21 protein-coding genes and 1 pseudogene are annotated in these 20,323 nt (G+C 42.1%); 19 read left to right on the top strand and 3 right to left on the bottom strand.

The window, feature by feature from the left end:
* From FZ952_RS01170 to FZ952_RS01160, 3 genes and pseudogenes are all read left to right on the top strand, one after another.
* Nucleotides 1-189, top strand: coding sequence for a hypothetical protein (locus tag FZ952_RS01170; RefSeq protein ID WP_148880298.1), 189 nt, complete (start codon nt 1-3; stop codon nt 187-189).
* 123 nt (nt 190-312) lie between these two features.
* Nucleotides 313-699 carry a DUF1310 family protein gene (locus FZ952_RS01165; protein WP_148880297.1) on the top strand — a complete coding sequence of 129 codons (387 nt, stop codon included), beginning with the start codon at nt 313-315 and terminating at the stop codon, nt 697-699.
* A 1-nt stretch (nt 700) separates the two neighbouring features.
* A pseudogene (locus FZ952_RS01160) lies at nt 701-1,219 on the top strand (hypothetical protein); the annotation flags it as partial.
* A 32-nt stretch (nt 1,220-1,251) separates the two neighbouring features.
* Here FZ952_RS01160 and FZ952_RS01155 read toward each other — a convergent pair.
* Nucleotides 1,252-2,235 carry an IS30 family transposase gene (locus tag FZ952_RS01155; protein ID WP_148880296.1) on the bottom strand — a complete coding sequence of 328 codons (984 nt, stop codon included), beginning with the start codon at nt 2,233-2,235 and terminating at the stop codon, nt 1,252-1,254.
* A 114-nt stretch (nt 2,236-2,349) separates the two neighbouring features.
* On the opposite strand from FZ952_RS01155, the gene FZ952_RS01150 reads away from it, so the two are divergent.
* From FZ952_RS01150 to FZ952_RS01075, 16 genes are all read left to right on the top strand, one after another.
* The gene (locus tag FZ952_RS01150) at nt 2,350-2,598 is read left to right on the top strand and encodes a hypothetical protein (RefSeq protein WP_262366308.1); all 249 of its coding nucleotides are present in this window, start codon (nt 2,350-2,352) and stop codon (nt 2,596-2,598) included.
* A gap of 74 nt (nt 2,599-2,672) precedes the next feature.
* Nucleotides 2,673-2,981: a hypothetical protein gene (locus FZ952_RS01145; protein WP_148880295.1), complete on the top strand. Its 309-nt coding sequence runs from the start codon at nt 2,673-2,675 to the stop codon at nt 2,979-2,981.
* A gap of 161 nt (nt 2,982-3,142) precedes the next feature.
* The gene (gene pepF / locus FZ952_RS01140) at nt 3,143-4,945 is read left to right on the top strand and encodes an oligoendopeptidase F (RefSeq protein WP_148880294.1); all 1,803 of its coding nucleotides are present in this window, start codon (nt 3,143-3,145) and stop codon (nt 4,943-4,945) included.
* 1 nt (nt 4,946) lies between these two features.
* Entirely contained in the window at nt 4,947-5,630 is a 684-nt protein-coding gene (locus tag FZ952_RS01135; protein WP_148880293.1) for an O-methyltransferase, read from the top strand.
* Nucleotides 5,631-5,746: 116 nt separating this feature from the next.
* The gene (prsA, locus tag FZ952_RS01130; RefSeq protein ID WP_148880292.1) at nt 5,747-6,766 is read left to right on the top strand and encodes a peptidylprolyl isomerase PrsA; all 1,020 of its coding nucleotides are present in this window, start codon (nt 5,747-5,749) and stop codon (nt 6,764-6,766) included.
* A 140-nt stretch (nt 6,767-6,906) separates the two neighbouring features.
* On the top strand, nt 6,907-7,488 hold the full coding sequence (locus FZ952_RS01125; RefSeq protein WP_187423839.1) for an LURP-one-related/scramblase family protein: 582 nt from the start codon (nt 6,907-6,909) through the stop codon (nt 7,486-7,488).
* Between the two features lie 39 nt (nt 7,489-7,527).
* The gene (alaS, locus tag FZ952_RS01120) at nt 7,528-10,146 is read left to right on the top strand and encodes an alanine--tRNA ligase (RefSeq protein WP_148880291.1); all 2,619 of its coding nucleotides are present in this window, start codon (nt 7,528-7,530) and stop codon (nt 10,144-10,146) included.
* A 169-nt stretch (nt 10,147-10,315) separates the two neighbouring features.
* Nucleotides 10,316-11,338 carry an N-acetyl-gamma-glutamyl-phosphate reductase gene (argC, locus tag FZ952_RS01115; protein WP_148880290.1) on the top strand — a complete coding sequence of 341 codons (1,023 nt, stop codon included), beginning with the start codon at nt 10,316-10,318 and terminating at the stop codon, nt 11,336-11,338.
* Nucleotides 11,339-11,355: 17 nt separating this feature from the next.
* Entirely contained in the window at nt 11,356-12,549 is a 1,194-nt protein-coding gene (argJ, locus tag FZ952_RS01110) for a bifunctional glutamate N-acetyltransferase/amino-acid acetyltransferase ArgJ (protein ID WP_148880289.1), read from the top strand.
* Between the two features lie 11 nt (nt 12,550-12,560).
* The gene (gene argB, locus FZ952_RS01105; RefSeq protein ID WP_148880288.1) at nt 12,561-13,298 is read left to right on the top strand and encodes an acetylglutamate kinase; all 738 of its coding nucleotides are present in this window, start codon (nt 12,561-12,563) and stop codon (nt 13,296-13,298) included.
* Nucleotides 13,299-13,300: 2 nt separating this feature from the next.
* Nucleotides 13,301-14,440 (top strand): acetylornithine transaminase, encoded by a 1,140-nt coding sequence (locus tag FZ952_RS01100; RefSeq protein ID WP_148880287.1) that lies wholly within the window; start codon nt 13,301-13,303, stop codon nt 14,438-14,440.
* A 274-nt stretch (nt 14,441-14,714) separates the two neighbouring features.
* Nucleotides 14,715-14,909, top strand: a complete 195-nt coding sequence (locus tag FZ952_RS11690; protein ID WP_262366307.1) for an aspartyl-tRNA synthetase — start codon at nt 14,715-14,717, stop codon at nt 14,907-14,909.
* A gap of 11 nt (nt 14,910-14,920) precedes the next feature.
* Complete coding sequence (locus FZ952_RS01090; protein WP_005590740.1) at nt 14,921-15,127, top strand: helix-turn-helix transcriptional regulator; 207 nt, start codon at nt 14,921-14,923, stop codon at nt 15,125-15,127.
* A 167-nt stretch (nt 15,128-15,294) separates the two neighbouring features.
* Nucleotides 15,295-15,648, top strand: a complete 354-nt coding sequence (locus FZ952_RS01085; RefSeq protein ID WP_148880285.1) for a PspC domain-containing protein — start codon at nt 15,295-15,297, stop codon at nt 15,646-15,648.
* A gap of 15 nt (nt 15,649-15,663) precedes the next feature.
* Complete coding sequence (locus FZ952_RS01080; protein ID WP_148880284.1) at nt 15,664-16,404, top strand: DUF3169 family protein; 741 nt, start codon at nt 15,664-15,666, stop codon at nt 16,402-16,404.
* A gap of 29 nt (nt 16,405-16,433) precedes the next feature.
* Nucleotides 16,434-16,988: a DUF3267 domain-containing protein gene (locus FZ952_RS01075; RefSeq protein ID WP_037617041.1), complete on the top strand. Its 555-nt coding sequence runs from the start codon at nt 16,434-16,436 to the stop codon at nt 16,986-16,988.
* A gap of 294 nt (nt 16,989-17,282) precedes the next feature.
* On the opposite strand, the gene zwf is transcribed toward FZ952_RS01075, so the two are convergent.
* Together zwf and FZ952_RS01065 are read right to left on the bottom strand one after the other, a co-directional pair.
* A complete protein-coding gene (gene zwf, locus FZ952_RS01070; protein ID WP_148880283.1) occupies nt 17,283-18,743 on the bottom strand; it encodes a glucose-6-phosphate dehydrogenase in 1,461 nt (486 codons plus the stop codon).
* 122 nt (nt 18,744-18,865) lie between these two features.
* Nucleotides 18,866-20,230, bottom strand: a complete 1,365-nt coding sequence (locus tag FZ952_RS01065) for an MFS transporter (protein ID WP_148880282.1) — start codon at nt 20,228-20,230, stop codon at nt 18,866-18,868.
* Nucleotides 20,231-20,323: the final 93 nt, after the last annotated feature.

The raw sequence follows: 20,323 nt of genomic DNA, 5'->3' as shown, positions 1-20,323 counted from the left end.
ATGAGATATGATAAAGCATTTAGTGATAAGAAAAAAGTTAATATTGCATTGCAAGAATATGAAATTAAGAAAGTAAATCAAGAGATCAAACTTAAAGATGGAGGCTATGTCGGCACCGTCGCCCAAATTTACGACAATGTACATGGCAATGAGGAGCAATTTTCTATCTTTACGAACTTCTATCAATGATTGCGTTTTCATATTCTTTGGAAAAATAGTATAATAATCAATATAAGACGTTAATCTAAAACTGGTTTCTTATTTTCGTTAAGGTATCAGCTTTAGCAAAGATGAGAAGCGAAAGGAGCTATCATGAAGAAAATTTTTGTAATATTTCTGAGTGTCATCACGCTCAGTTCAGCTATGTTTTTAGGAGGTTGTAGTATGCTAAACAGTCATTCAGAAAAAGAAGAAATGATTCAGATTGCAGAGAGTCAGAAATCTAAAAAGTTAATTGAGGAAATGTTAAGGAAGAAAGATCCTGAAGCACTGACAGAAAAGGGGATAATAAAAAAATATACAATAAATGAAAAAAATCTTAAATATAATCCAATGGGTGGCTTAATAGTTGAGCTTATAATAAACGATGACCCGGAATTAACAATTACCACAACATTGATGGAAGAGTCTGATGGGAAGCTAGAACATACAGGGTACGTAATTTCTGGTGAGCTTGCAAAGAAGTTGAGGGGAGAATGAGATGACGTATGATAAATCATTTAGTGATAAACAGAAGGTTAAAATTGCTTTGCAAGAATATGAGATAAAAAATGTTAATCAAGAGGTTGAACTAAGTGACGAAACATATATCGGTACTGTCTCCCAAATTTACGACAATGTAAATGGTAATGAAGAGCAGGTTTATGTACTAACAAATAATGTAACGAATCGCGCCGCTGTCCCCTACTCCGCTTCGGATGCTGAGCGTGCTCAGGTGCAGGATGTGACGGTCATGATGCAGGGATCGCAGACCAAGACGCACACTCCTAAGTTGCTCCACGACACTGTTACGGATTGGCTGCCTACAGACTTTGTGACGGCGGCCCACCGCCTGGGTCCTGTCGGTGCAGTGGAACATGCTACCCCTTTTGTTTATCGCCATTCCCAAAATATCATCACTCAGAAAAGCCGGGAAGTGCTGGATAAGGCAGATCGAGATGCTAGCAATAATATAGGAGATGCGGTCGGATTCTTTAATAAAGATGTTGGTCAGGCTGTGACGAGGGGGGCTTAATTCTTTAACTTGAATTGTCAAATTAAGTGCACAATTTTACCATAAAATACTTCATAAGGAGTTTTCCGGTTGAGACACTTTCGTGGTCTATTATTTAGTTTATCCTCCCACAGCTGAATGGTGTGCTCGTCAATGAATGTTAAGTCGCTCCCTTTGGGAAAATACTCCCTTAATAATCCATTGGTATTCTCATTTGTTCCCCGTTGCCAAGGCGCATGAGGGTCTGGGAAATAGACCTCTACCTTTAATTTGTCCGTCAAGTCTTGATGATTCGTGAATTCTTTTCCTCTATCTGGAGTGATCGTTTCTTTCGGTAAGGGCTCCAACATTTGTACCATCGCCTCTATGACCAGTTTGCTTTTCTTGACCGCTACCTTCTTGATTTTAAGAAAACGAGAATAGCGATCCGTTAGAGTAACTAAGCAAGCTTTCCCGGTTTTCCCTGCAACCGTATCTGCTTCCCAATCACCGATCCTATCTCGCTTGTTTGCTTCTTCGGGTCTTTCATGAATGGTATGAGAAATAGGAATTTTCCCTCTGTTTTCAACATGACCTTTCGTATGACGTGTTTTCCCACGATGACGGAGTTTGCGAATCACACCACGAGCGCCATGTGAAAGCTTGTCGTCAAAGTGACCGCGATAGATGGCTCTATAAATCGTTTGATAACTAATAACAGCTTTCCCATATTCTAGGCATAACCGGCCTTCTATTTCTTCAGGAGACCATTGGCAATCGAGAAAAAGGTGCTTGACTATTTTGCTTAGATTCGAGTCTAGATCTAACTTTCTCTTTCGTCCACAATGTGATTTTGCAAGTTGATAAGCTGCTTGTGCTTTGTTGGGAGAATAGATATTTTCTTTCGTATGACGTTTCCATTCCCGACTAATGCTGGAAGGATGACGGTGAAGTAATTTTGCGATTTGAGAGAAATTTAGTCCTTTTGTACGGTAAATCAGAATACTTTCGCGTTCATCTATGGTAAAATGGTGATAGCTCATAAGATTTCCTTTCGTAACTAGTTGGTTCAATTCTATTTTACTAGAAAATCTTATGAATTTTTATTGTGCACTTATATTGTATATTCAAGGTCTAAGAAAAGAGCTTTTTCCGATATGCTTCAAGAAGAGTATGAAATGGCAACAGCCATTTTACGGAAACAGGAGTGGGATACTAGTGTTGAATGGCAGGTTCTAAATCAGTATATAGAATCCTATGATATAATGGCGGATGAAGCCAGTAATGACCAGTTGAAAAAATTAGATTTGAAAGATGAGGAATTGGTAGAAAACTTCTCAAGACAGAGACGTCGATTAGAGTGGGGTATTGAAGAGAACTATCGCCGTCTTCGTGAATCTAAATGAATAACGACAGATGCTTTAGTGAATAAAAATAACGGGCATAAGATTGAATAGAGTTAGAGTAAAGGAAAAAGTTTATGTTTATAACAGAATCAAGATCAGAACCAGTAAGAGCTTATTTTTCATCATCCAAAACGATTGATTTAGTAGAAATCAAGAAAGCAATAGAAAAGCAAATTATAACGAATGTTCTAGCTCCGCTCTTGCTGGCTCAAAGGAACAGGCTGCAGAGCACATATGATAATCTTTTTACCGATGTCGCAAAGACAGTTCAAGAAAGCGTAGAAGTAGCTGCAGATCAGTTGGATACCTCTATGAAAGGCCAATTCTCTAAGAAAGTTGTGACCGTCATAAAAGAAAATAGTGAAAAATATAAAGAAATTTAACAATTGAGCTCTTTTGGATTCGAGTCCTGATTAGTCAGGAATCGGATGCAGAGAGCTCTTTTAAATGAAGTTTATCTATTTGTCTACCCTGCTATTTTGATGCTTGAGTTTCATAAAATCAGAATTTTTGTGATAAAATAGAAAAGATGGAGGAAATTTCTATGGCAAAACAAAGAAATGAAATTGAAGAAAAATATACTTGGGATTTGAGCACCATTTTCCCAACAGATGAAGCCTTTGAAGCAGAATTGGCGCAGGTTTCAGAAGAAGTGAAGAAAGCAGCTAGTCTGGCTGGACATTTGCTGGATTCAGCGGACAGTCTTTTGACAACGACTGAAGTGCAGTTGGACTTGATGCGACGGATTGAAAAGCTTTATTCTTATGCTCACATGAAGAATGACCAAGATACTCGTGTGGCCAAGTATCAAGAATATCAAGCTAAGGGTATGACTCTTTATAGCGAATTCGGACAAAGCTTTGCCTTCTATGAGCCCGAATTTATGGCGATTACAGAAGAACAATACCAAGCTTTTTTGTCTGAGCAGCCGAGTTTGCAGCTGTATCAGCATTATTTTGACAAGCTTTTGAAAAAGAAAGCTCATATCTTGACACAGCGTGAAGAGGAGCTACTGGCTGGTGCTGGTGAAATCTTTGGGGCAGCGGGCGAAACTTTTGCTATCTTGGATAATGCAGATATCGTCTTTCCGATGGTGCATGATGAAGATGGAAATGAAGTTCAGCTCAGCCACGGCAACTATATCACCTTGGTTGAGTCTAAAAATCGAGAAGTCTGTAAGGAAGCTTACGAGGCTCTCTACAGCGTATACGAGCAGTATCAGCATACCTATGCCAAAACTCTGCAGACCAATGTCAAGGTTCACAACTACAATGCGAAAGTCCGCAAGTTTTCATCTGCCCGTGAAGCGTCCTTGTCAGCTGACTTCATTCCAGAGAGTGTTTATGACAGCCTAGTTTCAGCGGTTAATAAGCATTTGCCTCTCTTGCAGCGTTATATCGCTTTGCGAGCGAAGATTTTAGGTATTTCTGACTTGAAGATGTATGATATGTACACACCTTTGTCAGAGACAGACTACAAGTTCACTTATGAGGAAGCCTTGTCTAAGTCTGAGGAAGTTCTGGCTATTCTGGGTGAGGATTATTTGAGCCGAGTGAAGAAAGCATTCTCAGAGCGCTGGATTGATGTTCATGAAAATCAAGGCAAGCGGTCAGGAGCATACTCAGGCGGTTCTTATGATACCAATGCCTTTATGTTGCTCAACTGGCAGGATACGCTGGACAATCTCTTTACCTTGGTGCACGAGACGGGTCACAGCATGCACTCCAGCTATACACGTGAGACGCAGCCTTATGTTTACGGAGACTACTCTATCTTCTTGGCTGAGATTGCTTCAACGACCAATGAAAATATCCTGACAGAGAAGCTCTTGGAAGAAGTAGAAGACGACGCTACTCGCTTTGCTATCCTCAATCACTTCTTGGATGGCTTCCGAGGTACAGTCTTCCGTCAAACCCAGTTTGCTGAGTTTGAGCACGCTATCCACAAGGCTGACCAAGAAGGTCAAGTTTTGACTAGCGAGTTTCTCAATGACCTCTATGCTGACTTGAATGAGAAATATTACGGTCTGAAAAAGGAAGACAATCCGCAGATTCAGTACGAATGGGCTCGGATTCCGCATTTCTACTACGATTACTATGTTTTCCAATATTCGACAGGCTTTTCAGCAGCTTCTGCCTTGGCTGAAAAGATTGTCCATGGCAGTCAGGAAGACAAGGACAAGTATTTGGACTATCTGAAAGCTGGGAACTCTGACTATCCACTCAATGTCATCAAAAAAGCAGGTGTGGATATGGAAAAAGAAGACTACCTAAATACTGCTTTTGCTGTCTTTGAGCGTCGTCTGGATGAATTTGAAGCTTTGGTCGAAAAGTTGGGACTGGCATAAAATGGTCGAGACTTATAATCAAAACTCCAATCCCAATATGCGGCGGCCAGTGGTCAAAGAAGAAATTGTAGACTTTATGAGACAGAGACTCCAGCCGGTCGCTGGTAGACTCAAGGAGCTGGAGGATTTTGCCAGAGCTGAAAATGTACCTGTGATTCCCCATGAGACAGTGGCTTACTTCCGCCTGCTACTCGAAAGTCTCCAGCCTGAGAAGATTTTAGAAATCGGTACGGCTATTGGTTTTTCGGCCCTTTTGATGGCGGAACATGCTCCTCAGGCTCAGATTACAACTATTGACCGTAATCCAGAGATGATTGAGCTGGCCAAGGCTAATTTTGCTAAGTATGACAGCCGTCAGCAGATCACTCTGCTGGAAGGTGACGCAATGGATTTGCTTGATACACTGGAGGATTCTTACGACCTTGTCTTTATGGACTCTGCCAAGTCCAAGTATGTGGTCTTTCTGCCCCAAGTCCTTAAGCGCCTTAATCCTGGTGGCCTGGTCCTCATCGATGATGTATTCCAAGGTGGCGATGTTGCCAAGCCTTTTGAGGAAATTAAACGTGGTCAGCGGGCTATTTACCGTGGCTTGCATAGTCTTTTTGACGCAACTCTGGACAGCCCAGATTTGACTTCTAGTCTGCTTCCCTTGGGAGATGGGCTGCTTATGATTAGAAAAAAATGAGATATCTGAAATTATCCTGTTATTTAAAAGTTTTTAGCAAAATTTAAGATATCAAGTTAGATTTGTGGTACAATAGACAAAGTGAATTTATATAAAAGCGAGGAGAAAAACATTCTATGAAGAAAAAATTGTTCGCAGGAGCTGTGACACTTTTATCCGTTGTTACGTTAGCTGCGTGTTCGCAAGCAGATGGTAAAGACATTATTACCATGAAGGGAAACACAATTACGGTTAATGAGTTTTATGATCAAGTTAAGAGCAATGGAGCTGCTCAGCAAGTCTTGCTTCAAATGACGATCAAGGAAGTATTTGAAAATAAATACGGTAAAAAGGTAACCGATAAAGAGGTGACAGAAGCCTTTGATAAAATGAAATCAGCCTATGGCTCTGCTTTCCAAAAGGTTCTTGCACAAAACGGATTGACCGAAGATGCCTATAAGGATCAAATTCGGACCAATAAATTGGTTGAGTATGCTGTAAAAGAAGCTGCTAACAAAGAATTGACAGATGAAAATTATCAGGCTGCCTTTGCAAATTATACGCCAGAAGTGACTGCTCAAATCATCAAGCTGGACAGCGAAGATAAGGCTAAAGAAATCCTTGAACAGGCTAAAGCGGAAGGTGCTGATTTTGGTCAAATCGCAAAAGATAACTCAACAGATGCAGCAACCAAAGAAAAAGGTGGAGAAGTGAAGTTTGATTCTGGCTCGACAGATGTTCCAGATGCTGTCAAAAAAGCTACTTTTGCCTTAGAAGAAAATGGAATTTCAGATGTTGTAACTGTTCGAAGTTCTCAAAATTATAGCTCCAGCTTCTATATTGTTAAGTTGGTCAAAAAATCTGAAAAATCTTCAAATTGGAAGGATTATAAAAAGCAGCTGAAAGAAGTTATTTTAACGCAAAAACAAAATGATGCTAGCTTCATTCGCTCAGTTGTAGCCAAAGAGCTGAAAGATGCAAATATTAAGGTGAAAGATGCTGCTTTCCAAAATGTTTTTGCGCAATATATTGATTCAGAAACCTCAGATTCATCTGCCTCTGCTTCCTCAAGTGCTGCCAGCAGCTCAAAGACTTCTGAGTCCAGCTCAGCAGCTGAAAGCAGTTCAGAAGAAGCTTCTTCATCAGCCGCAGAATAAGGTTGACGAAAAGAGAATAAGCAAGTATAATAAGACTGGTGAGAATTGATTTTTCAAGTTCTTAGTTCAGAGAATTGGCGGTGCTGCGAGCCATCTGAGACGGGAAATCATGCTACTCATCTTGGAAAATAGAATATGAAATGAGAATGACAAGTTCATTGAATGAAGGTGGTACCGCGGTTTTTCGCCCTTCGGACAAGGAACTTGTCTTTTATATTGACTGTGGAGGTCAAACGATGAAAACCTATTTGGTCAAACAGAAACTTCGCTTAGGCGGCGAACGTTTTGATATCAAGGACGATCGAGGCAATGTAGATTACCAAGTGGAAGGATCTTTTTTCCAGATTCCTAAGACTTTTACCATCTACGATGCACAGGGGCAGACTGTCAGCCAGATTTCCAAAACCTTTCTAACTTTCCTGCCCCAGTTTGAGATCAAGCTCAGCAACGGACATAGCTTTTATATCCGTCAGAAATTCACGATTTTGCGTGATAAGTATGAATTTGACAATTTGGGGCTACGAGTGGAGGGCAATTTTTGGGATCTGAATTTCCGTCTGCTGGATGATCACAATCAAGTCGTTGCGGAGATTGCCAAGGAGCTTTTCCATCTAACCTCTACTTATCAGGTTCATATTTATGAGGAGACTTATTCAGATCTGGTGATTTCCCTCTGTGTCGCTATTGATTATGTCGAAATGCTGGAAAGCTCGTCGTCATAATGCAATTATTTTTAGAAAAAATTTAAGGAGAAAAAATAAATGAAACAAATGTCAAGTGCTCAGGTTCGTCAAATGTGGCTGGATTTTTGGGCAACTAAAGGTCATGCAGTAGAACCATCTGTCAGCTTGGTGCCAGTCAATGATCCAACCCTGCTCTGGATTAACTCTGGAGTAGCAACCCTCAAGAAATACTTTGACGGAACCATTATTCCAGAGAATCCTCGGATTACCAATGCTCAAAAGGCGATTCGGACCAACGACATCGAAAATGTCGGAAAGACTGCCCGCCACCATACTATGTTTGAAATGCTGGGCAACTTCTCTATCGGCGATTATTTCCGTGATGAAGCGATTGAGTGGGCTTACGAGCTTTTGACTAGCCCTGAGTGGTTTGATTTCCCCAAAGACAAGCTTTACATGACCTACTATCCAGATGACAAGGACTCTTACAACCGCTGGATTGAAATGGGAGTGGATCCAAGTCACTTGATCCCAATTGAGGACAACTTCTGGGAAATCGGTGCAGGACCTTCTGGACCAGATACAGAGATTTTCTTTGACCGAGGCGAAGCTTTCGACCCAGAAAATATCGGAGTCCGTCTCTTGGAAGAAGATATTGAAAACGACCGTTATATCGAAATCTGGAATATCGTCTTGTCACAATTCAACGCCGACCCTGCTGTACCGCGTAGCGAGTACAAGGAATTGCCTCATAAGAACATTGATACGGGCGCTGGTTTGGAGCGTTTGGTCGCTGTTATCCAAGGGGCGAAGACCAACTTTGAAACAGACCTCTTCATGCCAATTATTCGTGAAGTAGAGAAACTGTCTGGCAAGGTCTATGACCAAGATGGCGACAATATGAGTTTCAAGGTTATCGCAGACCATATCCGCTCGCTCTCCTTTGCGATTGGTGATGGCGCTCTTCCAGGAAATGAAGGCCGTGGTTATGTCCTTCGTCGTCTGCTTCGTCGGGCTTCTATGCATGGTCAGAAGTTGGGTATTGAAGGGACCTTCCTTTACAAACTTGTACCAACTGTGGGCAAGATTATGGAAAGTTACTATCCAGAAGTTCTTGAAAAGCAAGGCTTTATCGAAAAGATTATCAAGAGTGAGGAAGAGTCTTTTGCTCGTACTCTGCACTCTGGTCAACACTTTGCCCAAGGCATCGTAGCAGACCTGAAAGAAAAAGGTCAAACAGTCATTTCTGGTCAAGATGCCTTCAAACTTTACGATACTTACGGCTTCCCACTGGAGCTGACTGAGGAAATCGCTGAGGAAGCAGGCATGACGGTGGATCGTGCTGGCTTTGAAGCGGCTATGAAAGAGCAGCAGGATCGGGCGCGTGCTTCCGTCGTCAAGGGCGGCTCAATGGGCATGCAAAATGAAACACTGCAGGCCATCACAGTAGAGAGTGCCTTCAACTACGAAAGAGAAGAGTTGACAGCTGAGTTGGTCGCTATCGTGGCGGACGATGCAGCAGTGGAGTCTGTTGAGATAGGCACAGCTGCCCTCATCTTTGCAGAAACACCATTCTACGCAGAAATGGGTGGTCAGGTGGCCGACCACGGTCAAATCTTTGATGCAGAAGGCAATCTGGTAGCGCAAGTAAGGGACGTGCAAAAGGCACCAAATGGTCAGCCATTACATACTGTAGAAGTTTTGGCTCCTTTGGCTCTGGGGCAAAACTATAAACTGGAAATTGACCACAGCCGTCGTTACCGTGTGATGAAAAACCATACGGCGACTCACCTCTTGCATGCAGCCCTACATAATGTTCTTGGGAACCATGCAACCCAGGCAGGCTCTCTGAACGAAGTAGAATTCCTGCGCTTTGACTTTACGCATTTCCAAGCAGTGACAGCAGAAGAGCTGCGCGCTATTGAGCAAGAAGTCAATGAGAAGATTTGGGAAGCTATTGCCATTGAGACAGTAGAGACAGATATTGATACAGCTAAGGAAATGGGTGCCATGGCGCTCTTTGGCGAAAAGTATGGTAAAGAAGTTCGTGTCGTAACCATTGGTGACTACTCTGTTGAGCTTTGCGGAGGCACCCACCTAGGCAACACTTCTGAAATCGGGATTTTCAAGATTATCAAAGAAGAAGGTATCGGATCTGGAACTCGTCGTATCTTGGCAGTCACCAGCAAGGAAGCTTTCGAAGCCTACCGTGAGGAAGAAGAAGCGCTCAAGGCTATCGCAGCGACCCTCAAGGCACCGCAAATCAAGGAAGTGCCTAATAAGGTAGAATCTCTGCAAGAACAGCTTCGCCAACTCCAAAAAGAGAATGCTGAGCTCAAGGAAAAAGCAGCAGCAGCGGCCTCTGGGGAAGTCTTCAAGAATGTTCAAGAAGCAAATGGACATCGCTTTATCGCTAGTCAGGTCTCTGTTTCCGACGCTGGTGCCCTGCGTACCTTTGCGGACACTTGGAAGCAGAAGGACTATTCAGATGTTCTCGTACTGGTCGCAGCAATTGGAGACAAGGTCAATGTCCTTGCAGCCAGCAAGACTAAGGATGTTCATGCCGGTAATCTGATTAAGGAATTGGCACCGATTGTGGATGGTCGAGGCGGTGGTAAGCCAGACATGGCTATGGCCGGCGGCAGCAAGCAATCAGCCATCCAAGATTTACTTGGAGCAGTTGCTGAGAAATTATAATAGATTTTTTAAGATCAGGATTGATGTCCTGGTCTTTTTTTTCGCTTTTCTAAAGACAAGAAAATGTTTAATTAAAATGTTTTTATGAATAAAAATACAAATAATGCTTGACAATATCGGATTTTGATAGTAGAATTATACGCATATTTATACAAAGGAGTTTTAAAATATGCGTATTTCGATTGTTGGAATTACAGGTTACTCAGGATTAGAACTCCTTCGTATCCTACAGCATCATCCAAGAGCTAAGGTCGTTTCGATTCATGCGACGAAGGAAATCGGCAGATTTTTGTCAGAACTTTACCCACATTTAAAAGGGCTGTGTGACCTAAAAATTGAGGTGTTTGATAGTCAGCGTATTATGCAGCAAGCTGATCTGGTATTTTTTGCAACTCCGAGCGGGGTAGCAAAAGAGATGGTGGCAGATTTTATTGCAGCAGATTTTCCGGTAATTGACTTGTCTGGAGATCATCGCTTACCAGGAGATATTTATAAAAAATGGTATAAAAAAGTGCCTGCTCAGGCAAGTATTCAGAAAAAGTTTATTTATGCCTTGTCTGAATTTGTAGATGTAAGTAAGAAGCACTTTATTGCCAATCCAGGCTGCTATGCTACAGCAACGGAACTGGCCTTGGTTCCTCTGTTGCAAGCGCAGGCTATTGAGCTTGATTCTATTATTGTGGATGCTAAGAGTGGTCTGACTGGTGCAGGGAAAAATCCTACAGAAGCCAGTCATTTCGTACAGGTTCATGATAACTATATCACTTATAAACTAAATCAGCACCAGCATATTCCTGAAATTGTTCAGTTTTTGCAGAACTTTGATGAGAAGCTTGTGTCTATCCAGTTTTCGACTTCTCTGATCCCGGTTAATCGTGGGATTGTGGCAACGGTTTATGTAAAATTGAAAAAAGGCCTGAATGTAGCAGATATTTCCAGTATGTATCGACGATGTTATCAGGATAAACCTTTTGTCAGGGTGCAGGCAGCCTTACCAACCTTGCATCAAGTGATTGGTACTAACTACACAGATATAGGTTTTGATTACAATCCGGTGACCAATATCTTAACGGTGGTTGCAGTTCTAGATAACTTGGTCAAGGGAGCGGCTGGACAAGCTGTTCAAAATATGAATCTTATGTTTGCTTTTCCAGAGACGGAAGGACTTCTCAGTCCACCTCTATTTGTATAGTGATGATTGGAGTCAGAATGAAAGTAATTGATGGAAATATTGCCAGCCCCCTAGGCTTTTCAGCCGACGGTTTATATGCTGGTTTTAGGAAAAAGAGGCTGGACTTTGGCTGGATTGTTTCAGAAGTGCCAGCTAGCGCTGCAGGAGTTTATACGACCAACAAGGTCATTGCGGCTCCGCTCATCGTCACGAGAGAATCCGTGAAAAAAAGCGGGAAACTGCAAGCAGTAGTGGTCAATTCAGGTGTAGCCAATTCCTGTACAGGAATCCAAGGAATGGAAGATGCCTATGAGATGCAAAGGCTGACAGCACAAAAACTGAAGATTGAGCCTGACTTAGTAGGTCTTGCTTCAACAGGAGTCATCGGTGAGCTGCTTCCAATGGATGCACTGAAAAATGGTCTGTCGCAAATTGTCATCAGTGGTAAGGCCGATGATTTTGCTCGAGCGATTCTAACGACAGATACCTGCACGAAAACCTGTGTTGTGACGGAACGATTTGGTAAGGATTTGGTGACCATGGCAGGAGTAGCGAAAGGATCAGGAATGATTCATCCTAATATGGCTACCATGTTGGCTTTTATCACTTGTGATGCCAATATATCTAGCCAAACATTGCAGAAAGCACTTGAACAGAATGTTGAAACGACTTTCAACCAAATTACAGTGGATGGAGATACGTCAACTAATGATATGGTTTTAGTCTTGGCCAACGGTTGTACTCAAAATGAAGAAATTTTGCCCGATACAGAGGAGTTTGAACGCTTTGCCCAGATGCTGCACTATGTAATGGAAGATTTGGCGAAGAAGATTGCTAAAGACGGAGAGGGAGCGAGTAAGCTGATTGAGGTGGATGTTCTGCATGCTCAGGACAGCCTGAGTGCACGAATGATTGCCAAAAGTGTGGTCGGTTCCAGTCTAGTCAAGACAGCGATTTTTGGAGAAGATCCAAATTGGGGCCGAATTATAGCCGCGATTGGATATGCAGGAGCCGAGTTGTCAGTTGCAAATATTGATATCTTTATCGGTCAGCTTCCGGTCATGTTGGCTTCTAGTCCAGTTGCTTTTGATGCAGAAGAAATGCAAGAAATGATGGGGCAGGATGAAGTCACTATTACCATTGACCTCCATGACGGAGACGCTACTGGACAAGCTTGGGGGTGTGACTTGTCTTATGATTATGTGAAAATAAATGCCCTCTACAGAACCTAAGGAGAAATAATATGAAAGATGTTATCGTGATAAAAATTGGCGGTGTTGCCGCTCAGAAATTATCTGCTTCTTTTATCAAGCAGGTGAAAAATTGGGTCGATAATGGGAAAAAGATTATTCTTGTTCACGGAGGAGGTGTTGTCATCAATCAGCTCTTGCTGGAACGTCATTTGCCGAGTCCTAAGGTCAAGGGGCTACGTGTGACCAGTCAGTCAGATATTCCTATCATCAAGAAAGCTCTGCTGGATATCGTTGGACAGGGTCTGACTCAACAGTTCAATCAGGCTGATATTGACAGCATTCAGTTAGTGTCTCATCTGGGCCAGACCGTGTCGGCGGATTATATCGACAAATCAATTTATGGCTATGTTGGTCAGGTCACGGATATTCACAGTAGTTATTTGGAGCAGCTTTTGGATGACCATATTATTCCAGTGTTGGCTTCACTTGGGGAAAATGCAGACGGTCAAGTATTGAATATCAATGCGGATTATTTAGCTGCTGCTGTAGCTAAAAAATTTCAGGCAGAGAAATTGATTTTGATGACGGATACGCAAGGTGTCTTGGAAGATAAAAAAGTGCTGCCACAGATTTTGACCAGCCAAGTGCCCCAAAAAATCCAGAAAGGAATTATCAAGGACGGTATGATTCCAAAAATTGAAAGTGCTGTTCAGACAGTCCTCTCTGGTGTCAGTCAGGTCTGGATTGGGAATAGTCTTTCGGCAGGAACCTTGATAGCAGAGGGATAAATATGAGTTTTTTATTTCAAAATTATAATCGAGCCTCGATTGAATTTGTCAAGGCCGAGGGCAACTATCTGATGGATAGTGAAGGGCGTGCTTATTTGGATTTTTCTTCTGGGATTGGGGTGACCAATTTGGGCTTTCACCCGCAAGTCCAAGCGGCTCTGCTTCGGCAGGCTGAGCAAATTTGGCACAGTCCCAATCTTTATCTCAGCTCATTGCAAGAAAAGGTGGCTGAGGAGTTGGTTGATGGCTATGATTACCTAGCATTTTTCTGCAACAGTGGGGCAGAGGCCAATGAAGCAGCCATTAAGTTGGCCCGAAAATCCAGCGGCAAGCAGGGGATTATTAGTTTTCAGCAGTCCTTTCACGGTCGGACTTTCGGGGCGATGGCTGCGACTGGCCAAGAGAAAATTAAAATAGGATTTGGTGACGGTCTTTCTCATTTCAGCTATGCCATTTATAATGATTTAGCCAGTGTTAAAGCCTTAGTCAATAGTGATACTGCTGCTGTGATGCTGGAATTGGTTCAAGGAGAATCGGGTGTCCTGCCAGCTGATGAGCAATTTGTTCAGGATTTAGCTGATTTTTGTCGGCAAAACAAGATTTTGCTAGTGGTAGATGAGGTGCAGACAGGGATGGGTCGAACGGGCAAGCTTTATTCCTTTGAACACTATGGCATTGTGCCAGATATTGTGACTTTGGCCAAGGGACTGGCCAATGGAGTGCCAGTAGGGGCAATGCTAGGCAAGAAAGAGCTGGCTTCAGCCTTTAATTACGGCAGTCATGGTTCAACTTTTGGCGGTAATCGATTAGCCATGGCAGCTGCTTTAGAAACATTGCGCCAACTAAAAGCGCCTGACTTCATGGAAGAAATTCAGGAGAAAAGCAGATTGCTAGTCGGAGAATTGCAAACAGCCCTCCAAGGAAATCCAAGGATCCTAGCTATTAGAGGTCTGGGTTTGATGATTGGAATCGAAACAAGCTCTAACCTGTCTGTCCTAGTTGAAAAAGCACGGGAAAAAGGCTTGATTGTTCTGACAGCTGGAACGAATGTGATTCGCCTCCTGCCACCTCTGACCCTTAGTGAGGAAGAAATCCAGCGAGGCGTAGGCACTCTCAAGGAAGTATTTGAAGAAGTAGATTAGAAACTCAGCTGAAGCTGGGTTTTCTTTTGTCAAGGATTCTATACTTTATGACAAAAATCTTTATTTTTTTGACAAATATACTTGTCAAAAAGAAAAGAATCTGTTACAATGTATTTAAGTTAAGAAGAAAAGATAAAAGGAGGGACTCATGGATATACTGTTTTGGTGTCTACTTCCGATATTTTCTGGTTTGTGGCTGACGTCATCCAGTGAATTGAAAAACGTAAAAAGGAAGTTGAAACGTTTAGAGAGAAATAAAGAAAGGAGTGGAGAAATGTCACGTTTTTTTAAAGAAATGATTGGGAAAAAACCGATCATAGTCGGTGAACTTTTCGGGACAGATTGCTGGGAGGTGGTTGATGCTGATGACGATTGGGTTAAGTTGAGTAAGACCAATAAAAAAGGTCAAACAAGAATGAAGCTCATGCGAATTGACGATATCAAGTCTGTTGAACTGAAAGAAGACTGAGAGGTGTTGTCATGAAGCTGAAAAATCGACTCAAAGAGCTGAGGGCCAGAGACGGGCTGAATCAAACTGACTTAGCCAAGAAAGCCGGCGTTTCCCGGCAGACGATTAGTTTGCTTGAGCGGGATGAGTACACACCCTCCGTGGTCATTGCCCTCAAGATTGCTCAGATTTTTAACGAAAGCGTTGAAAATGTCTTTCGCCTAGTGGAGGAAGAGTAGAACGTTAGGAAAAATCGGTGACTGGGGATATTTTATGCTAGCCGTCTTGTCTTGAAGACTAGCAAGCAAGTTCTATATCACGGTGATACTGGATCTAAAGCTGATAAGTTGTATAGGTATATTAGTACTTTCCGTAAGTGAGAGAAAGTAAAACGAGGAGAAAAACAATGCAAGAATTTATGGAAAACTTTAAAGTTAACGAAGAACAAGCAAAAATTGCTGGTGTCTGTGCAGGTTTGGCGGATTATTTTGGGATAAAGGTAGCTTATATTCGTCTGATCTTCGGAGTTGTAGTGCTAGCATCAACTGAGCTAGGGATTTTTGTAGCCTTGGGCTATGCCTATCTAGCAGGATGGTTCCAAAAGGATTATTTGTGGAATAAAATGAGCAAAAAAGTTAGAAATCACTTTATTTTTCTTATGACAGTCCTGATTATTTTACCTTTATTTGGCCGTGAAATACTGGAAACTGCCTCTGACTTTATTAGCCAAGTCATGGCTTGGCTGACTGCACTTATGTAAATATAGGAGAAAACAATGTCAACAAAGAAAAGAATATTGAGAAATATCGGCATCTTAATTCTTGCTGTTATATTAGGAGGGGTAGTTGGTTTTATAATGGCTCATTTTGAACATTTTTCTTGGCCGACTGTTTTAAATGTTGAATTGCTGAAGAACATTGGTCGAGCGAGTTTGTTTATTCTCTATCCCGTAACCTTTTTCTTGCTCTATCAGACGCATAAAGTTCACGGGGCTTACCAGAGAGAAGAAGATGATGACAGAAGCTATGATCTATATCGTCAAACTTTCAAAACCCTAGAATATGCGACGATTTTATATAATATCTCGTCTGCTCTGACTCTATTCACCCTCTTTGTAGGAGTGAGCTACCTAGGTCCGCTACTAGGGTCAGAAACGACGATTGACATTCCATTTTATGATATTGTACTGTTTCTTGCTTTGATTTTAGGGCAAATTCTTGTATTGAAAACTACTCAGAAGGTTCGTCAATATAAATTATCTGCTATGCCAACCATTGAGGAGATGAAGGACTATGCGCTGTCCTATGATGAAGGGGAGTTGCAGGCTCATTATGAACAAAGCTTTTTGACCCTCTTCAACCTCAATCAGCGCCTCATTCCAGGTCTCTATATCCTTCTCTTTCTTGTCGGAGCTGGGACACCGATGCAGGTCGTATCTGGCATGATTGTCTTAACCATTATTTTTGTCTATATCAATGCTGAATCTTATCAAGCGGTTAAAAGATATTTCAAATAAGCTGTTTGGCGGCCAAAAAGGAGTTCGTCATGAAATTAATCAAAAAAATCAACTTTATGGAAGAAAAGAAATATGTAATCGGTCTAAATGTAGCGGGGATCTTGCTGATTTTTCCCTTCTCCGTGCTTTTTGCGAAATTGACCCAGCTAATCTTTCGTGCAGACCATTATGATTTTTCGGGTCTAGATATCGTCTATTTGTTAGTTTTTACCTTTATCCTTGTCGTCATCCATGAGTACATCCACGGTTTCTTCTTCAAGTTTTTTGGTAAAGGGAAAGCCAAGGTAAAGTTTGGTTTTAAAAATGGGATGGCCTATGCGACTAGTCCAGGTACCTTCTACCATCGTAAGGACTTCTTGGTCATTGGTTTGGCTCCCTTTGTTTTGATTAGCCTACTTCTGACTTTATTGGCCATGCTGGGCTTGCTCAGTTCAACTCTCTACATGCCTCTAGCTAGTCTTCATGCAGCGGGTTGTGTTGGTGACTTTTACATCGCTTTGCTGCTGTTGGGGCAGACTGATGATATTCTCATCGAGGATACTGAGGTTGGCATGAATTTTTACCAGAAAGAAGAAGGAAATTAGGTCATCAAAGGTACTTGCTATTAGGCTTATTGATAAAGAGTTTTAGTCCTGGTTCTTTCGAAGTCAAAAACAAAGTTTAAGTGTATTTTATCTGGTACAAAATAAAAAAGATTATCAACTTGAACCGCACCCCAAAAAGTTAGATTTTTCTGTCTAACTTTTTGGGGTCAGTACAACTTGGTTGATAATCTTTTTATGTTCTGTTTTACTTATTCTTTTTCTTTCAAAGAACTTGCCATCTGGCTAGTAATTCCTAGTGTTGTGTGCTTATCGTTCTATGTTTGAAAGTAGCTCTTATTTATCAGGCTGCCATTGCCAGTTGGCTCCGAATTGTGCTAATAGATCAAAGGCAGCTTCTGGTCCCATAGAACCAACAGCGTATTCATGCAGCGGCACTTGGTTTTGGCTCCACAGCTGTTCGATTTTATCAATCAATTCCCAGCTAGCTTTTACTTCATCCCAGTGGCTGAAATTGGTCGAGTCGTTATTGAGCACGTCAAAAATCAGCTTTTCATACGGGTCTGGAGAGGCTCCTGAGGCTGTGGCATCTGTCCGGTAATCAAATGAAATCGGAGCTAGATTAAAGAGCTCGCCGACTTCTTTTCCGTTGACACTGAGTGAAAATCCTTCGGTTGGCTGGATGTAAATAGTCAAAATATTTGGTTTGAGCGGCTCACCAAAAATGGAATCCATCTGCTTGAAAACAATATTGACATGAGTACCCTTTGCGGTCAGGCGTTTTCCAGTTCGGAAGAAGAAAGGCACATCACGGAAACGGTCAGTATCAATAAAGAAGGCACCAGAAACAAAAGTTTCAGTGGTCGATTCAGGATTGACATTGGGTTCGCTACGGTAGGAAATGTATTTTTTTCCGTTGACTTTGCCAGACTTGTATTGCCCCCGAATGAAGAGACGCTTCAAATCGTCCTCACTTGGCTGAACAATGCGCTCAAAAACTTTGACTTTTTCTGCTCGAATGTCTTCTTTGGTAAAGCTTTTTGGCTTATCCATGGCTAGCAGAGAGAGGAGTTGTAAGGTATGGTTTTGCACCATATCGCGGAGAGCCCCAGATTGATCATAATAGCCACCGCGTTCTTCAACACCGAGCTTTTCAGCAAACGTAATCTGCACATTATCAATATAATTGCGGTTCCAAATATTTTCAAACAGGAGATTAGCAAAACGAATCGCGAAGATGTTTTGGATCATTTCCTTGCCCAGATAGTGGTCAATCCGGAAAATCTGTTCTTCGTCAAAAGTGGCCAGTAAGTCTTCGTTGAGCTTGCTGGCAGTTGCCAGATCTGTCCCAAAGGGTTTTTCGACAATCAGACGCTCAAATCCTTTTCCATCAACAATATGCTCAGATTTGAGGTGCTTGGCAATGGTTCCAAAAAACTGAGGAGCCATAGAGAGGAAGAAGAGTTTATTGTTCTCTGCCTGATATTCCTCATTGAGCTTGTTTTGCAGCTTGCACAGCTCAATATAATGCTCGGTATCCTGCACATCGTGGCTTTGATAATAAAAATGACTGGCGAATTCTTGGGCTTGCTCAGGACTGTCAGCTAGGTCTAAGATAGAGTCGACAACGACAGACTCAAAATATTCCTTACTCCAAGGTCTGCGGGCAGTTCCGATAACGGCAAAATGTTCAGAAAGATTGCCAGATTTATAAAGTCTAAACAGGGAAGGATAAAGTTTTCTTTGGGCTAAGTCCCCACTGGCACCGAAAATTGTAACAATAACTTTTGAAGACATGATACCTATTACCTATCTAAATGTGATTGTTTCTATTTTATCACAATTTTCAGAAAAATTGTATTTGAAAAATTCGGATTTGGTGGAAAGAAAATATCCCGAGGGAAAGTCGGGATACGAGTTTAGGATTGGCTTTTCTTCTTGATAGCGCGAAAGAGGAAATAGTAGAAAATAAAGTTGCCACCCACGAGGACTAAAAGCAAGCTGAAGACATTGTGGACACCAGTTGTGGTGTCGGGTGCTTGATTGAGCAGGACGGCTGCAATTGCTGTTCCCAAGGCGCCTGCGAAGGTCTGAGCTAGTTGAAAGAGGGCAGTTACATCTGCTGTTTTTCCTTTGCTGGCTTGTGAGGCGGAAAGAGCCATAGTATTGTTGAAGGCCATGTTGCGGCCCAGAGTAAAGAGGATATAAAAACCTAAGATTAGTGGGAGATTGAGCCAGTTTGTAAAGAAGCTATAGACAATCATGACGAGAAAGACTAGGCTATTACCGCCAAAGAGAGATAGTTTAGGGCCTTTGTTATCGTATAATTTTCCCAGAAAAGGAGACATGAAAGCTCCGATCATAGTTCCTGGAAGGAGGGAAAATCCAGCTTGAGCGGTTGAGACATTCTTGACCAGCACGAGAAAGTTGGGAATGAGAAAATTGCTGGATAGGTTGGAAAATTGAAAGATCAAAAAAGGTAGAATTCCAAAGAAAATCGTTGGTTCTTTCAAGATACGGATGTCCAGGAATGGATGTTGGACAGTCAGACTCCGCCAGATGAAAAAGGCAAAGGAAAGGAGGAAAACAGCCAGATACAGCCAATTAACGCTGGCTCCCTCTTCCAAACTGGAAATGGTCATTAAAGAAAAGGAAAGGGCAACTGCAAGAGAGAGAAAGCCAAGCACATCAAAAGGACGCTTGCTTTTACCAGTTGAATTTTGTAGGTTAAAATAGGCTAGTAAAAAAGAAATGATGGGAACCGGTAAGATACAGGTATAAATCATATGCCAGTCAAAGGAGGCAATCATATAGCCTCCGTAGGTCGGGCCGATGGCTGGTGCCAGGCTGATGACTAGACCGCTCAGTCCCATGAAAAGTCCAATATTTTTCCGAGGGATTCGTTCTACAATGAGATTAAACATGAGCGGCATGGCAATTCCAGTTGCTCCGCCTTGGAGGATTCGTCCTATCATTAGGAAGGTAAAATCTTGTGCCAGCGTGGCAATCAGATTTCCAAGGCTAAAGATGGCGAGTGAGGTAAAGAGGATGCGACGCTCAGTCCAGTTGTGGGCCAGAGTCGCTCCCAGCGTTATAGTGATGGCGACCGCCAGCAGGTAGCCAGTCGTAATCCATTGTAGTACTCCTAGGCCCAAGCCAAAGACCTGGCTGAGGTGGGGAAAGGTCACATTCATACTAGTCTCTGAAAGAATTCCAGCAAAGGCGACTAAGGCCACAGCCAGAATAGAAAGCAAATCTTGTTTCCTTGCTTTTTCTTGCTTCATAAAAATAACTCCTTTTCAAATGAGATAGTATTATTGTAGCACGATTTTCCCAAGATAGGAGAGAAAAAAATCAAATAGCAACTTTAATCAAGG

Origin of the sequence: Streptococcus sp. Marseille-P7376, from assembly GCF_902460385.1 — a bacterium.
Taxonomy (GTDB): domain Bacteria; phylum Bacillota; class Bacilli; order Lactobacillales; family Streptococcaceae; genus Streptococcus; species Streptococcus sinensis.
The sequence above is the reverse complement of the archived record's forward strand: the minus strand, read 5'-3'. Positions and strand labels throughout refer to the sequence as shown.